At 71.4% G+C, this 15,160-nt stretch carries 12 protein-coding genes; 2 read left to right on the top strand and 10 right to left on the bottom strand.

Features of this window, described 5'->3' with window-relative positions:
* Nucleotides 1-106 precede the first annotated feature (106 nt).
* Nucleotides 107-658, bottom strand: a complete 552-nt coding sequence (locus tag ABT057_RS41660; RefSeq protein ID WP_352349180.1) for a DUF5134 domain-containing protein — start codon at nt 656-658, stop codon at nt 107-109.
* A gap of 40 nt (nt 659-698) precedes the next feature.
* Nucleotides 699-1,142, bottom strand: coding sequence for a cupin domain-containing protein (locus ABT057_RS41655; protein WP_502974049.1), 444 nt, complete (start codon nt 1,140-1,142; stop codon nt 699-701).
* A 216-nt stretch (nt 1,143-1,358) separates the two neighbouring features.
* On the opposite strand from ABT057_RS41655, the gene aceE reads away from it, so the two are divergent.
* Entirely contained in the window at nt 1,359-4,049 is a 2,691-nt protein-coding gene (gene aceE, locus ABT057_RS41650; RefSeq protein WP_352349178.1) for a pyruvate dehydrogenase (acetyl-transferring), homodimeric type, read from the top strand.
* Between the two features lie 182 nt (nt 4,050-4,231).
* A complete protein-coding gene (locus ABT057_RS41645; RefSeq protein WP_352349176.1) occupies nt 4,232-7,036 on the top strand; it encodes a helix-turn-helix transcriptional regulator in 2,805 nt (934 codons plus the stop codon).
* Here the strand turns inward: ABT057_RS41645 and ABT057_RS41640 are convergent.
* From ABT057_RS41640 to ABT057_RS41605, 8 genes are all read right to left on the bottom strand, one after another.
* Nucleotides 7,024-7,827, bottom strand: coding sequence for a polysaccharide deacetylase family protein (locus ABT057_RS41640; protein ID WP_352349174.1), 804 nt, complete (start codon nt 7,825-7,827; stop codon nt 7,024-7,026). The two genes, ABT057_RS41645 and ABT057_RS41640, sit on opposite strands and share 13 nt — an antisense overlap.
* Before the next feature lie 55 nt (nt 7,828-7,882).
* Nucleotides 7,883-9,019: an acyltransferase family protein gene (locus ABT057_RS41635; protein WP_352349172.1), complete on the bottom strand. Its 1,137-nt coding sequence runs from the start codon at nt 9,017-9,019 to the stop codon at nt 7,883-7,885.
* 18 nt (nt 9,020-9,037) lie between these two features.
* A complete protein-coding gene (locus tag ABT057_RS41630) occupies nt 9,038-9,190 on the bottom strand; it encodes a hypothetical protein (RefSeq protein ID WP_352349170.1) in 153 nt (50 codons plus the stop codon).
* 100 nt (nt 9,191-9,290) lie between these two features.
* Nucleotides 9,291-10,247, bottom strand: coding sequence for an ABC-2 membrane transporter-related protein (locus ABT057_RS41625; RefSeq protein WP_352349168.1), 957 nt, complete (start codon nt 10,245-10,247; stop codon nt 9,291-9,293).
* Nucleotides 10,244-11,155, bottom strand: a complete 912-nt coding sequence (locus ABT057_RS41620) for an ATP-binding cassette domain-containing protein (protein WP_352349164.1) — start codon at nt 11,153-11,155, stop codon at nt 10,244-10,246. Before ABT057_RS41620 ends, ABT057_RS41625 begins: the two co-directional genes overlap by 4 nt.
* Complete coding sequence (locus ABT057_RS41615; RefSeq protein WP_352349163.1) at nt 11,142-11,582, bottom strand: GntR family transcriptional regulator; 441 nt, start codon at nt 11,580-11,582, stop codon at nt 11,142-11,144. The genes ABT057_RS41620 and ABT057_RS41615 overlap by 14 nt, the downstream gene beginning before the upstream one ends.
* An 86-nt stretch (nt 11,583-11,668) precedes the next feature.
* A complete protein-coding gene (locus ABT057_RS41610; RefSeq protein WP_352349162.1) occupies nt 11,669-14,476 on the bottom strand; it encodes an ATP-binding protein in 2,808 nt (935 codons plus the stop codon).
* Between the two features lie 123 nt (nt 14,477-14,599).
* A complete protein-coding gene (locus ABT057_RS41605; protein ID WP_502974051.1) occupies nt 14,600-15,046 on the bottom strand; it encodes a cupin domain-containing protein in 447 nt (148 codons plus the stop codon).
* Between the last annotated feature and the right edge of the window lie 114 nt (nt 15,047-15,160).

The following is a 15,160-nucleotide window of genomic DNA, read 5'->3' as shown; positions in this document are numbered from 1 at the left end:
GGGCCGGCCCAGGTCGCCGTTGCGTGCTGTCGGCCGGGCAGCTCCACAAGGTGTGGCACCGAGTGCGGTGTGATGTGGCGGGGGTCCGCGACCGGCGGTCAGACGGTCAGCAGTGCATGAGCAGCATGATGCCCGCCCCCAGAGCCATGGATCCGTGCCAGAAGTGCTCATAGGGAGCGGGCGTGCCCGTGGAGACGCCGACGGTGCCCGAAGCCCCGCGCAGTGCGGGCATGTCCCGGGTGAGCGAGCGAAGAGCGCACGCGAGGAGGTACAGCGTCAGCACTCCGGTGACCAGGGCGCCGCCCTTCGTCTGTATGGAGTGACCGAGGTGCATCCAGGCCATCGCGGCCATGTCGGCGGCATGGGGCAGCCTCCGTGCGAGGTCGGCCAGTCGGGATGCCGGCGAGCGCCCGAACGCGCTCGCCGGGAACCACAGTGCGCCGGCTGCGAAGAAGGCCGTCTGCGGCACCGCCGGCAGCAGGTGTCCCCAGGCCCACGGCATCGTCGCCATGGCCAGTGCCATGGCGGTGTGCAGGAAGCGGTCGACCCGGCCGCGCCACCCGGAACTCCGGGTCAGGACGCCCTGACGCACCGCGTGGACGGCCGCGGCCGCGCAGAGCGCGGTCAGCATCCAGGGCACGACGTCAACGATGCTCATGCCTCGTCGCCCTCTCCCACGGAGCGGACGGGTGAGTCGCTCAGCCGGTGGGCCGCGGGGCACGCAGGTGGGCCCGCTTCTCCAGTTCCTCCTGGTCGACCAGGGTGAGCATCGGCTGACCCGGCGCGCACATCATGGTCACGACGAACCGGGTCCGCGCATCGGTGAGGGCGTTGCCGTCCTGGTAATGGATCATGTCGCCGCCCGGCTCCCAGAACGTCCCACCGGCCCCGATCACGCGTTCGGGCTCTCCCTCCAGCTCGAAACGGACCGCGCCCTCGAGGACGTACCCGAACGCCGGCCCCGAGTGGCGATGGGGCGGAGTTCCCGGGTCTCCGGGCTCCCACTCCACCTGGATGGTCATCGCCGAGGCGCCTTCGGGGACGGAGAACGGTGCGGCGTCCTGCAGCATCGTCGCCGCCGTCCTCCACCCCTCCGACCGTGGCTGCTCGACGGTCCCGTGCACTGAGTCCTTGTTCGACATCGGGTCGCACCTCCATGCGTCCGGTCCGGTTCGTTGCCGGGAATGACCGGGTGCGCGGTCGATCTGTGACACCGGGGCGGAACCGGCGTCACAACATCGGCTCGAGCCCGGTCCTAGCTGTAGCGGGCGACCGGCCTCGTGCCACCGGCCGGCACCGGTCGCATCCGGGTCGCGGCCGGCGCCCTCTCCTCGACCCCCACCCGCAGGAAGGCTGCCATGATCGATCCGACCGGGCCCGCCGAGGCCACCGCCACCAGCGAACTGGACCAACTGCCCGACCGTGACGCCGAGGAGACGGCCGAATGGCAGGCGTCGCTCGACGCCGTCGTGCGCAGCGCGGGCCCGGAACGGGCTGTGTACCTGTTGCGGCGGGTGTACGAGCATGCGGCCAGGTCGGGCATGGCCCTGCCCGGGCTGCTGTCCACCGACTACATCAACACCGTCCCGGCGTCGGCGCAGCCGGCCTTTCCCGGTGACATCGCCATGGAGGACAGGATCACCGCCCTGAACCGGTGGAACGCGGCGGCGATGGTGACCCGCGGCGCCCGCTTCGGGCTCGGCGGCCACATATCCACGTATGCCTCGGCGGCCTGGCTCTACGAGATCGGGTTCAACCACTTCTTCCGGGGCAAGGACGGTGGGGAAGGGTCGGGCGACCAGCTGTTTTTCCAGGGGCATGCCTCGCCGGGCATCTACGCGCGTGTGTTTCTCGAAGGGCGCCTGAGCGAGCAGCAGTTGGACGGCTTCCGGCGGGAGGCGGGCGGCCACGGGCTGCCGTCGTACCCGCATCCCCGACGGCTGCCGTGGCTGTGGGAGTTCCCGACCGTCTCCATGGGGCTCGGCCCACTCGCCGCCGTCTACCAGGCCCGGTTCAACCGCTACCTGCACGCCAGAGGCATCAAGGACACGTCCGGGTCCCGGATCTGGGCCTTCCTCGGGGACGGGGAGACGGACGAGCCCGAGGCGACGGCCGCGCTGGCGCTCGCCGCCCGCGAGCGGCTCGACAACCTCACCTTCGTCGTCAACTGCAACCTCCAACGCCTGGACGGTCCCGTACGGCCGAACTCCAAGATCGTGCAGGAGCTCGAAGCCAGGTTCCGCGGTGCGGGCTGGAACGTGGTGAAGTGCCTGTGGGGCGAGGCCTGGGACCCTGTCCTGCGGCAGGACACCACCGGTGCCCTGGTCCGCCGCCTCGGCGAGGTGCCCGACGCCCAGATGCAGACGTACGTCACCCGGGACGGCGCCTACATCCGCAAGCACTTCTTCACCGGCGACGCGCTCTCCGGCATCGCCGCCGGGCTGAGCGACGGCCGGCTGAACGATCTGTTCGAGAACTCGCGGGGCGGGCACGAGCCGCTCAAGGTCCATGCCGCCTACCGGGCCGCCGTCGACCACCGGGGCGCGCCGACCGTCGTCCTCGCCCAGACGGTGAAGGGCCACACGCTGGGCCGGGCCTTCGAGTCGCGCAACGCCAACCACCAGATGAAGAAGCTGACGATGGCGCAGTTCCGCGAGATGCGGGACCGGCTCGAACTCCCCATCCCGGACAGCGCGTTGAGCGGGGACCTGGTGCCGTACTGGCACCCTGGCGAGAACTCGGAGGAGGTGCGGTACCTGCGCGAGCGGCGTGCCGCGCTGGGCGGCCCCGCCCCGGTGCGCAGGGTGGTGGCCAAGCCGCTGAAGCAGCCGCCGGCCGGCCCCTTCGAGACCCTGGAGAAGGGCTTCGGCAACCAGGAGGTGGCCACCACCATGGCCCTGGTCCGCCTCGTCAAGGACTTGATGCGGGACCAGGACACGGGACCGCGCTGGGTGCCGATCATCCCCGACGAGGCCCGCACGTTCGGCATGGAGTCCCTGTTCCCGACGGCGGGAATCTACTCACCGGACGGCCAGACCTACGAGCCGGTCGACGCCGACCAGCTGCTGTACTACCGGGAGGCCAGGAACGGCCAGCTCATCGACGAGGGCATCACCGAGGCCGGTTCCCTGGCCGAGTTCACGGCCGCGGGGACGTCGTACGCCACGCACGGCGAACCCATGATCCCCTTCTACATCTTCTACGCCATGTTCGGTTTTCAGCGCACCGGTGACCAGTTCTGGGCCCTGGCCGACCAGATGGGGCGCGGGTTCGTCATCGGGGCGACGGCGGGCCGTACGACGATGACGGGGGAGGGGTTGCAGCACGCCGACGGGCACTCCCACCTGCTGGCGTCCACGAATCCGGCCGCCGTGTGCTACGATCCGGCCTTCGCGTACGAGATCGCGGTGATCGTCAGGGACGGGTTGCGCCGCATGTACGGCGACCGGCCCGAGGACGTCTTCTACTACCTGACGGTCTACAACGAACCCAAACCGCAGCCGCCGATGCCCGCCGGGCCCTCGGTCGAGGAAGGAATCCTGCGGGGCATCTACCGTTTCCGGCGGGCGGAGTCGGACGACACACGACCGTGGATCCAGCTGCTGGCGTCCGGCACGGCCGTCCACTGGGCCCTGGCGGCCCAGGAACTCCTGCTGTCCCACTGGGGAGTGCACGCCGACGTCTGGTCGGTGACGTCCTGGACAGAGCTGCGCCGCGACGCCCTGGACGCCGACCGGGCGCGGCTGCGGGGCGAGGAGCGCGTGCCGTACGTGACGGAGGCACTGGCGGGTGCCCCGGGCCCCGTGCTCGCGGTCAGCGACTGGATGCGCCAGGTGCCCGACCAGATCAGCCAGTGGGTCGGGCACGACTACTCGTCGCTGGGCACGGACGGCTTCGGCCTGTCCGACACACGTGACGCCGTACGCCGGTACTTCCGGGTGGACACCGAGTCCATCGTCGTCGCCGCGCTGGACCGGCTGGCGGGTGTCGGCGCGGTCCACGCGGAGACGGTCGCACAGGCACGCGAGTGGTACGGATGGCACGGGTGACCCGCACAGGAGACGGGGCTCTCCGGTCAGGCGGGAAGCCCTGCCCGGACTTGCCGTCCGCGGCCACGGGCTGTGCGCGGAGCCGCGGAGGCGAACCGCGGTCCGCAGGTGTGGACGGTGGCGGCCGTTGCCGGCGTGCCGACCGGACTGGGTTGGCGGCCCCCACGACGTACGGAGTATCCATGTCACTCCGCTCTCGCGCCGAACGACCGGCGGACGCGAACAGTGGTGCGCTGTCCGGGCTGGTGGGACGTACACAGCAGCTCCGGCTGATCACGGCTCACCTCGGGCCGGGAACGGTCGCCGGCCGTGCTGTGCTGCTGTCCGGGGAACCGGGCGTGGGCAAGAGCGCAATGCTCGGCGAGGTAGCCGAGGTCATGTCCGCGGCAGGGGCCAGGGTGCTGTCGGCCGCCGGTGTCCGGTCCGAGGCGGAGCTCCCGTACGCCGGCCTCCACCAGCTCCTCTTTCCGCTGAACGACCGGTTCCAGCACCTGCCGGACGCGTATCGGGAGGCTCTGCGCGGTGCCCTGGGTTTCGGCGGCGATCCGGTGCCCGACAGGACTCTCGTCGCGGACTCGGTGCTCTTCCTGCTGCGCCGAGTGGCCGCCGAACGCCCCGTGCTCATCGTCGTGGACGATCTCGCCTGGCTCGACCGGGCCAGTTCGACGGTCCTGGACTTCGTCGCCCGACGGCAGGCGGACGACCGTATCGGCTTCCTCGCCGCCTCCAGGACCGGAGCCGGGACCTTCTTCGAGCGGGCCGGACTTCCCGAGTACGAGCTGCCACCACTCGACGGCGGCGCCGCCACGGAACTGGTCGGAGCGCACTTCCCGGAACTCTCCGTGCGGGTACGGGACCGTGTCCTGGCTCAGGCGCAGGGCAATCCCCTGGCGCTGCTGGAACTCCCCACCGCGCTGAGCGGCCCGCAACGCGGCGCGCCGGCCCGTCTGCCCGCCGTACTGCCCCTCTCCCCGCGCCTGCGGACCCTCTACACGCCGCAGGTGTCCAGCCTTCCGGCCGCAGCACGACGGCTCCTGCTGCTCCTCGCGCTCGACGGCACCGGAGATCTGGGCGTGCTGGGGACGGGATCGGCGGACTCGGGGACGCCGAAGGCCCTGGCGGCGGCGGAATCGGACCGCCTGATCACCGTTGACGACACGAACCGCCGTGTCGCCTTCCGGCATCCGCTGATCAGGGCCGCGGTCATCGAGACCAGTACGCTGACCGAGCGCTGCCGGGCACATCTCTCACTCGCCGAGATCCGCGCGGAGGAACCCGAGCGACGGGCCTGGCATCTCGGAGAGGCGACCCTCGTTCCCGACGAGCAGGTCGCGGCCCTGCTGGCGGCGGCCGGGCACGGCCTCGCCCGGCGAGGCGACGCCCCGGGAGCGGTCGCCGCCCTGACCAGAGCCGCCGAACTGAGCCCCCGTCCCGCGGACCGGGGACGCCGGCTGACGGAGGCCGCCTACCTCGAGGCCGACGTGACCGGTGAGCTGCGCGCGGCCGCCGAACTTCTGGGCGGCGCCCGGAACGCCGCCCCGGACCTCACCGGCTCTCTGCTCACCGCCATCACGGCAGCGCTCGTCCTGCTCAACAGCGGCAACGGCGACGTCGAGACGGCGCACCGCCTCCTCGTGGACGCCGTCGAGACCGGCACCCATGGCCATGCCGCCGGGGACGACACCCTCATCGAGGCGATGTACACCCTGTTCCTGGTGTGCTGGTGCGGAGGCCGCGCCGACCTGTGGGATCGCTTCGGGGCGGTGCTGCGGCGCCTCAGGCCGGTTCTTCCCCGGTCGCTCACCGCGTGCAGCGAGACGCTCGCCGATCCGGCACGCACCGGAGCGGCCGGACTGAGGGAGCTCGATTCGCTCCTCGCCGGACTCCCCGACGGGGAGGACCCCGGGCGCATCGTCCATGCCACCATGGCCGCGGTCACCCCGGACCGGCTCGCCCAAGTGCGCCACATCTCCTGGCGCGTGGTCCGCCACGGACGCCGGGGCGGCTCCGTCCGCCAGTATCTCCGCGCACTCATGGACCTGTGCCTGGACGACTTCCTGACCGGCCGGTGGGAGGAGGCCGGAAGACTGGCCGGCGAAGGTCTGAAGATCTGCGCGGAACACCGGTACCGGTTCCTGTCCTGGTACTTCCACTACATCCAGGCGCTGCTCGCCGCCGTCCACGGGCGCTTCGAGGAGAGCCGCGCGCTGGCCGACCGCATCGAGCAGTGGGCCGTGCCCCGCGGCGTTCTGGGAGCGGTGGCCTGCGCCCGCCATGCCAGAGTCCTCGCCTCACTCGGCGAGGGAGACTACGAGTCCGCCTGGTACCACGCTGTGGCGATCAGTCCCGCAGGCCGTCTCGCGTCCCATGTTCCCCATGTCATGTGGGCCTTCATGGATCTGGTGGAGGCGGCCGTCCACACCGGGCGCACCGCCGAGGCGGAGCTGCACGTCCGCGCGATACGGGAGTCGGGGCTCGCGTCCTTCTCTCCCCGGCTGGCCCTGCTCGTGGAGGGTTCGGCCGCGCTCCTCCCGCCCGACGGCGGCGCGCCCGAACGATTCGAGCAGGCCCTGGCCGTCCCGGGGGCGGAGGACTGGCCGTTCGATCTGGCGCGGATACGACTGGCCTACGGTGAGCATCTCCGGCGCATGCGCTCGATCACGGAAGCCCGGACGCAACTGGACGCGGCGGCCCAGGCGTTCGAACGCCTGGGCGCCCGGCCGTGGGCCGACCGGGCCGCGGGCGAACTCCGCGCCACCGGCCGGTCCCGGACCAGGGCGACGCGCGACTCGGTGACGCTCACCGCGCAGGAACTGGGGATCGCTCACCTGGCCGCGTCCGGGCTGACCAACAAGCAGATCGGGGAACGCCTCCACCTGTCCCCGCGTACCGTGGGGTCGCACCTCTATCAGCTGTTCCCGAAACTCGGGGTCGCCTCACGCGCGGCACTCAGGGACGCGCTCGCGGCGCTTCCTCAGGGCCGGTAGACCATCCCCGGCTGTGGCTTGGCGGGGGCGAGCAGCTGGGACACCGTGACGATGGTGTATCCGCGCTGTTCGAGTGCCTCGAGGATCCCCGGAACGGCGGGCACGGTTCCCTTGTGCAGGTCGTGCAGCAGGATGATGCCGTCGCGGTGGGTCTGGTCGAGCACCCGCTTGGTGATCAGGGCCGAGTCGGTCGTCTCGTAGTCCTTGGCCGTGACGCTCCACAGCACCTGCGCCAGCCCCAAGTCCCGGCAGATCCCGGCGACTTTGCGGTTGGTGCGGCCCTCCGGCGGACGCATCAGTAAGGGCTTGGTGCCGGTGATCCGCTCGACGGCGTTCTGCGTCCGGGTCAGCTCCTCGCGGGCGTCCTCGGTGCCGAGATCCGTCAACCGCTCGTGGGTCCAGGTGTGATTGCCGATCTCGTGCCCCTCGTCCGACATACGGCGCAGGATCTCGGGGTACTTCGCGATATGCCCTTCGCCCTGTACGAAGAACGTGACGTGCAGACCGTGCTGTTTCAGGATGTCCAGCAGCCTGGGGGTCGTCGGGCTGGGGCCGCCGTCGAAGGTGAGGGCGACGCACTTCGCCTTGCGGCAGTCGACGTTTCCGGCCACCGATCCTGATGCCCGGGCGCGGGCGGCGCGCGGCGAGGTGTGATCGTAGGTCGTGACGGTCAGGGCCAGCGTCAGTGCGACGGTCACGACGGCGGCCACGGCCGTGATGACGCCGATGAGGATGCGAGAGCGTCGTATTCGTGTGGTGGTTCGTGCGTTGGTTCTTCTGTTGAAGGGCATGCGAGATCCATCCCTGGACAGGGTTGTCGGTGATTCCGAGTGGGTTGGCCCCGCGCTATCGAGCACGGGTGAGAGCGGGTTTCGCGGCGAGGTCCCGCAGGGGCACGTCCAGCGTCAGCCGATGCCTCAGAAGGCGTCCGAGCCGACGCTCCACCAGGGTGTGGACAAGCAGGGACAGCCCCAGCATGCAGATGACGGACACCGCCGTCGAGGGCAGTGGCCCCAGCCCCGGGAATGCCCGGATCAGGCCCTTGGCCAGGGGAATTCCGAGGCTCTGGTGGACGAGGTAGAAGGGGTAGGTGAGTGCCCCGGCCGTGACCAGCCAATGCCGTCGCAGTCCGGCGAGCGGGCCGATCCCGGCGAGGGCCAGCAGCCCGAGGCAGAGGGTGAGCACGGCCGCGCAGACGGCCCAGGAGGGCCGGCCCTCGCCGGGCGGTACGGCGGCGTGGTCGGCCACCCGCAGTTCGAGCACGGTGAGTTGGTAGCACCAGGCGAAACCGAGCAGCAGCCAGAGCAGGATGTTCTGTCCGAACCTGTGCATGAGGTGGAGCACGATACCGGCGACGAAGAGGCCGGTGTACCGGGTCAGTACGAATTCGTCGAGGAGCGGTGAGTGGAGTTCGAGGGCGATGACGGAGGCGAGGAGCCAGGCTCCGCAGAAGGCGACCACGCGCCGGTAGGTCAGTCCGAGGACGAGCAGCGCGGCCATCAGCAGGTAGAAGCGCGCCTCCACCCAGAGGGTCCAGCTGACTCCGTCGACCGGATCGAGCCCCAGCGGCCCCGGAGCCATCGTCAGGTTCCCCAGGACGGTACGGGGGTCGACGCGGGTGGCGGCGGGCCGATGGCCCAGTCGCGAGACCAGGACGAGCAGGACGACCAGGAGCACCGCGCACCAGTAGGCCGGGAAGAGCCGTGAGATCCGGGAGACCGTGAACTGTGCGGGAGTCCGCCCCCAGCAGCTCATGCAGATGACGAATCCGCTGATGAGGAAGAAGAACTCGACGCCGAGCCAGCCGTAGCGGCTGATCTCGTGCAGTCCCGGGGCGAAATCCCGGAGCTCGGTCTTTCCCCAGAAGTGCGGGGTGGGTGTCCCGAGGAAGTGGTACGCGGCCACCATCATCGCTGCCAGCAGGCGGAGTCCGTCGATCGCGGCCAGGCGCTTCTGCCCGCTGTGACGTTCAGAGGACGGCATGTCGGAAGCGGGGCCGTCTCACGCGGTGGGCAGGGGTGGGCGGCCGGCACGAATGCGGTTGCCGGTGTCGAGGCCGACGTGGTCGGGGTGGCGCAGGGTGTGACCGGTCATGTGGGTGAGGGCGGCGCGGTTGTTGCGCGGCTTCTTCGGCGACTTGGCGTCGGCGGGCATGGCGAAGCGACCTCCGTGCAGAAAGGGGAAAACCCGGTGAGGGGTGAAGGCGAAGGAGAGGAAGTGGTGAGTCGGATGCGGCGCGATCCGGTCGCCGCGGTCAGACGCGGCGGCGCAGGAGCAGCACGGTGACGACCGTGAGCAGCAGGGCGAGGCCGCCGAGGACCGCGGTCTCGGTCCACTGGAAGGTCCAGTAGTCACCGGCCGGGTTGGCCTCGTAGAAGCGGGCGACGTACCCGTGCGCCGTCATGCATTCCTTGAGCCGGGAGCCTGACGGGAAGGGGCAGTTCAGCACGTCGTCATGGCGGCCGGAGGCGGTGACCAGGCCGTAGTTGCCGGTCGACCACTTCTCGCCCATCGGCGGTTTGGGGGTGCTGCCCGCGCTGACGTAGGTGTGCGGCGGGACCAGCAGCCGGGTCCGGTGCGTCCACTCCAGCAGGAGCGTCGTCACCCCCGTCACCAGCAGGGCCAGACCCATCGCCTCCAGGACCCTGCGGGCCAGCAGGCCGAGCAGGGTGCCGGCCGTCAGGCCGAACAGGGCGGCCGCGACGACGCGGGGGCCGGAGCCGCTGAGGGCCGTGACGTCGTACCAGAACAGGCCGTAGCTACGGTCGGCGGCCGGTCGCCACCACCATGCGAACACTCCCGCCAGCAGGCCGGAGAGGACGGTCGTGGTCGCCGCGGCCAGGGCGAACCGGGAGGCGAACCACTGGCCGCGGCTCACACCCTGGGCGAGGACCACGCGGTGCGTGCCCAGCTCCCGGTCGCGGCCCAGCAGCGGGGCTCCCCAGAAGACGCCGACGACGACGGGCAGGGCGATGTTCAGCGCCCCGAGGTACTTCAGCGGCTCGACGTCCAGCAGCAGGGGCAGGCCGGTGTCGGACCGGGTGCAGTACAGCGGCCCGGTGGCGCAGTGGTCGAACAGCCCGGTGTGCAGGGCGTCCAGCATGCCCGAGCGGAAGTACGCGGCGATCGCCGCGGTGACGACCAGGGCGACCGCGCCCAAGCCGGCCGGGACGCGCTGCTGGCGCCAGGCGAGCCAGAGGGAGCCCTTCACGCCGCAGCCTCCGTCAACTCGCCCGGGACGGGGTGCCCCGGCTCACCGGGCTGGAGATGGCCGATCAGGATGTCCTCCAGCCTGGGCCGCTCCACGTGCCAGTCGCCGGGCAGCGGTCCGTGCCGCCGTATCAGGGCGGTGAGCTGTCTGCCGGCGGTACGGCGGTGTACGACGGTGTGGTGTCCGGTCAGGGCGTCGGCCCGGTCGGCGGGTCCGGTCAGTACGGCGTGGCTCTCGCGCAGCGTCTCGGCGTCCTCGCTCAGCTCGACGCGGCCGTCGCGCAGCAACAGCACCCAGTCGCAGGTCTCCTCCAGCTCGGGCAGGACGTGTGAGGAGAGCACGATGCTCGTGCCGCGCTCGGCGGCCTCGGCCATGAGCTCCGCCATGATCTCGCCTCGGGCCACCGGGTCGAGGTCGGCCAACGGCTCGTCGAGCAGCAGGAGTTCGGGCCGCTTGCCCAGGGCCAGGGCGAGCGCGACGCGAGTGCGCCGCCCGGGCGAGAGTTCGCCCACGCGGGTGTGGAGCGGGATGCCGCCCTCGCGGACGATCCGCTCGGCAGCCGTCGGGTCCCACGAGGAGTTCAGCTTCTCGCCCATCAGCAGGGTGTCCGCCACCGTGAAACGGGGGTAGAGCGGCTTGTCCTGGGTGAGCAGGGCGACCCGGGCGCGGGCCTCGGACGTGCCGGGTACCGCGCCCAGCACGCACAGCTCCCCGGAGCCGGCCCGCAGGAGGCCGCCGGCCAGGTGCAGCAGGGTGCTCTTGCCCGCCCCGTTGCGGCCGACGAGGGCGGTGACACGGCCGTCGGGCACGGTGAACCCGCAGTCCCGCAGGGCCCAGCCGCCCCGCTTCCGGTACCGGAATCCGAGTCCCGTGGCGCGCAGTGCGGCCGGCCCTTCAGGCCCGGTCATGCGTCCTCCTTCTTCCGCTCCCGGTCGCCCGGGGTGGGCTGTCGTGCTCGTTGTCGTAGGTGTCCAGGGCGGTTGTGACGAGGGCGAGGACATCGGCCCGCTCCAGGCCGGCGGCCCGCGCACGGGCCATCCAGTCGGCGAGCTCCCCGCGCAGCGGCGAGTCGTCCTCCGCGCCGGGCCTGGCGAGCGACCGCGTCACGAACGTCCCGAGGCCACGGCGCAGTTCGACCAGGCCGGCCTGCTCCATGTCGCGGTAGGCGCGGAGCACGGTGTTGGGGTTGACGGCGGTCGCCGTCACCACCTCCTTGGCCGTCGGCAGTTTGTCCCCGACCCTCAACAGGCCCATCCGGAGCGCCCGTTCGGTCTGCTCGACGATCTGCACATACGCCGGTACGCCGCTGCCACGGTCGATCCGGTAGTCGATCACGTCGCCTTCCTCGGTTCCACCATGCTTGTGCTAATGAATTAATGGAAGCATGATGGATGTCCGGCGGCGATGTCAAACACCCGTGATCACTGGGACTCCTGCCGGGGCGGGAGCGCGGCGAGGACCTCGCCGAGGGTGACCCGGGAGTTGATGCCGAGCTTCGCGTAGATCCGGTGGAGGTGGGCCGCCACGGTCCGGTGGGACAGGAAGAGCTTCTCGCCGATCTGGCGGTTGGTCAGTCCCGAGGCGGCGAGTACGGCGATCTGGTGTTCCTGCGGTCGGAGCGGATTCGCCCGCAGGTCCTGACGCACCAGGCCGGTGGTACGGCCGGTGGCCCGTAGTTCCTCTGCCGCCCGAGCGGCCCAGGGGGCGGCTCCGAGACGGCGGAACGTGTGGAGGGCGGCGGCGAGATGCGCGCGGGAGTCCTTGGCGGCCCGGCCGCGTCGCAGGTGCTCGCCGTAGGCGAGACGGACGCGGGCGAGGTCGAAGGGCCAGCGCTCGGCATCGGGCACGGCGAGGGCCTCCTCGAAGAGGCCGGCGGCCCGGTCCTCAGGGGCGGCAATGGCGGCCGAACCGGCGGTGACCAGCGCCAGGCGGCCGGAGATGCCGGGCAGACCCGTCTGCCGCAGCACGGCGACATGAGCGAGTGCGTCGGCTCGGCGTCCGCTGCGTACCGCGGCTTCCACGAGGTCCATGGGAACCCACAGCGCCAGTGGGGTATGCGGGGCCAGCACTCCCGGCGGACTGATCGCCGACGCGTTGAGGTAGCCCTCCTCGTAGTCGGCGCGTCCCAGGGCGGCGAGAGCCGTCATGTGCCGGGCGAAGTGCTCGACGGTGCGGGCGCCGCGGGGGACTGCCCACCTCGTGATCCGCCCCGCCAGTCTCCGCACCGTGCCGTCGTCTCCCCGCGCCGCGGCGAGCAGGCCCTCGGCCCGGTGGAACTGCCGGGCCAGCAGCTGATAGCCGTGCTCCTCGCACAACGCGAGACCCTCCGCGGCGAGACGAGCGCACTCGTCCCACCGGCCCGTCATGAAATCGTCCAGGCACAGCACCACCATCGCGATCAGCGCCGAGGCCACCGCGCCCCCTTCGCGTCCGTCGTCCACGACGCGCCACAGAGCCGCACGGCACCCCGTCGCCCGGTCCACGAAGAGCGCTGCCATCGCGACCCGCTCGATCCGGCTCGGGTCGGTCTCCCCGTGCAGGTCGTGGATCACCGCGTCGAGCAGCGCGAGGGCTTGAGCGCTGGAACGCGCCGGGTCGGCATAGACGTCGCCGAGCAGCCCCTGAAGGGGTGGCAGCTCCACCGTCAGCTGCGACATGGCGTCGCGATACCCGCTCCAGAGCTCGGCGCTGCCCGCGCACAGGCACACTCTGCGCAGGGTGCACAACGCCTCGAAGACCGCCTCGTCGTCACCGCCGTCGTACCGGCCCTCACGGGTCATGATCGCGCCGACCAGCAGCCGGTGCGCGGTGGTGACGTCGCCGTCGCGGTTGAGCAGCACGTTGGAGGCCGCGGCCGCCGCCTGCAGCGATCCCCTGAGTCCGGGGTCGGCGCGCCGGGCTTCCACGAGCAGTTGCGCCGCCGTACGCAGTTCCCCGGCGACGTCGGAGCCCACGTAGGAGGCTTCGGCCAGGCGCCGGCCGCGGTCCGTGGGGTCGGGAGTGAGGTCGGCGGACCGTACCAGCGCGTTGAAGGCACCGACCGCGTCGCCCCGCCGGCGGACCCGGTGGGCGGTGCGCTCCAGGAGCGCCGCGACCCGCTCGTCCGGATCGGGCGTGGCCTCGGCGAGGTGCCAGGCCCGGCGGTCGGGCCGGTCGGACAGCGCGTCGGCCAGAGCCCTATGAGCGTCCAGACGCTGACGGCCGGTCGAACCCGACACGATCGTCGCGCGGATCAGAGGATGACGGAAGGACAGCCGCCCGAGGCCCCGGTCCTCGAGCCGCACCAACTGGGCCCGCTCCGCCTGGGCCAGCAGCGAGAGCACATCCTCGCCGGACGCGACGGCTCGCAGAACGGGCAGGTCGCCGCTGCCCTCCAGCGCCGCGACGAGCAGCAGTCGGCGGGTCGGCTCGGGCAGCTCCGCGACCCGGGACGCGTACAGCTCCTGCAGACGACGGCTGAGCGGGAGCACCTCGGACAGCGCGACTCCCGCGCCGCCGCGCGAGTCGCCGAGCATCGCGGGCAGTTCCAGCAGAGCCAGGGGATTGCCGCCGGCCTGCGCGAGGACACGCTGCAAGTCCCGCGCACCGAGCAGCGGGAACCGGGTGCCGACCAGGCCGGCCGCGGCGCCGTCGTCCAGAGGCGAGAGGGTGAGCTCAGGAAGCCCCGCTCGTTCGAAGAAGCTCTCGAACCCCGGCCGTGACGCGGCGATAAGGCCCACTCGGCTTCCGGTGAGCCGCCGGGCGACGAAGGCGAGCGCCGCCGCGCTGGCACGGTCGACCCACTGAAGGTCGTCGACGACCAGCAGAACCGGACGGATACGCGCGGCCCGGCCCAGCAGCGCCAGCACCGCCCCGTAGACGACCAGGCGGTCCGCCGCGGCGCCCTCGTCCGTGCCCAACGCCACCATCAGGGCGTCACGGTGGACCGGGTCGAGTCCGTCGCGTTCGTGCAGCACCGGTTCGAGCACGTGGTGGAGGCCGGCGAAGCTCAGGTCCGCCAGGAACTCGACCCCGTCCAGACGCAGCACCAGCACACCGGCCGACGCCGCGGTCCGCGCCGCGGTGTCCAGGAGAACGGACTTGCCGATACCGGGGTCGCCCGACAACAGCAGAACCCCGCCGACCCCGCCGACCGTCTCGTCGACGAACGACCGAAGCAGTTCCAACTCCTGGTCGCGTCCTACCAGTTGCTCGGACATGTTCCGCGACAACGAGCCTTCAGTGGCCACAAGTGGCCTCCTTCGAGAACTGACGTGACGGACCCGGAGGGGCCGGGGAACGGAGGAGGCCTACGGGCCGCGGTCCCGCGCGAGGCAACCGGCCACACAGCAGGCCACCCTCCCCTCGGCGACTCAGCCGGCGGAAGGCCGCGGGGCACGCAGATGCGCCCGCTTCTCCAGCTCCTCCTCCTCGACCAGCGTCAGCATCGGCCGGCCCGGCGCGCACAGCATGAACACGACGTACTTGGCCGGCGCGTCCGACGAGGCGTTGCCGTTCTGGTAATGGATCAGATCACCGCCCGGCTCCCAGAACGTCTCACCGGCCTTGATCACGTGCTCCGGCTCGCCCTCCAGCTCCCACCGGACCGCGCCCTCGGTGACGTAGCCGAAACACGGCCCCGAGTGCCGGTGCGGAGGAGTCCCGGGGTGCCCGGGCGGCCACTCGACGAAGATGGTCATTCCCGAAGCGCCCTCGGGAATGAAGGGCGGCTTGATGTCCGCCAGCATCCTGGGCCCGGTCCCGTCCGGGCCGGCGGGCCCATGCCCGTGTCCGTGCTCGTGCGTGTCGGTTCCGCCGATCGAATCCTTCTCCAGCACTGTGCCACCTCCGTAAGCGGGCCCGGACACACGACCGTGTCCGGACGTACAGAACCTGCTTGGCAGTGATGACAGGACAAGGCGTGCATCTGTGAC

It is taken from the genome of Streptomyces sp. NPDC002588, assembly GCF_040295925.1.
Classification (GTDB): domain Bacteria; phylum Actinomycetota; class Actinomycetes; order Streptomycetales; family Streptomycetaceae; genus Streptomyces.
This window is presented reverse-complemented; position numbering and strand designations above follow the sequence as displayed.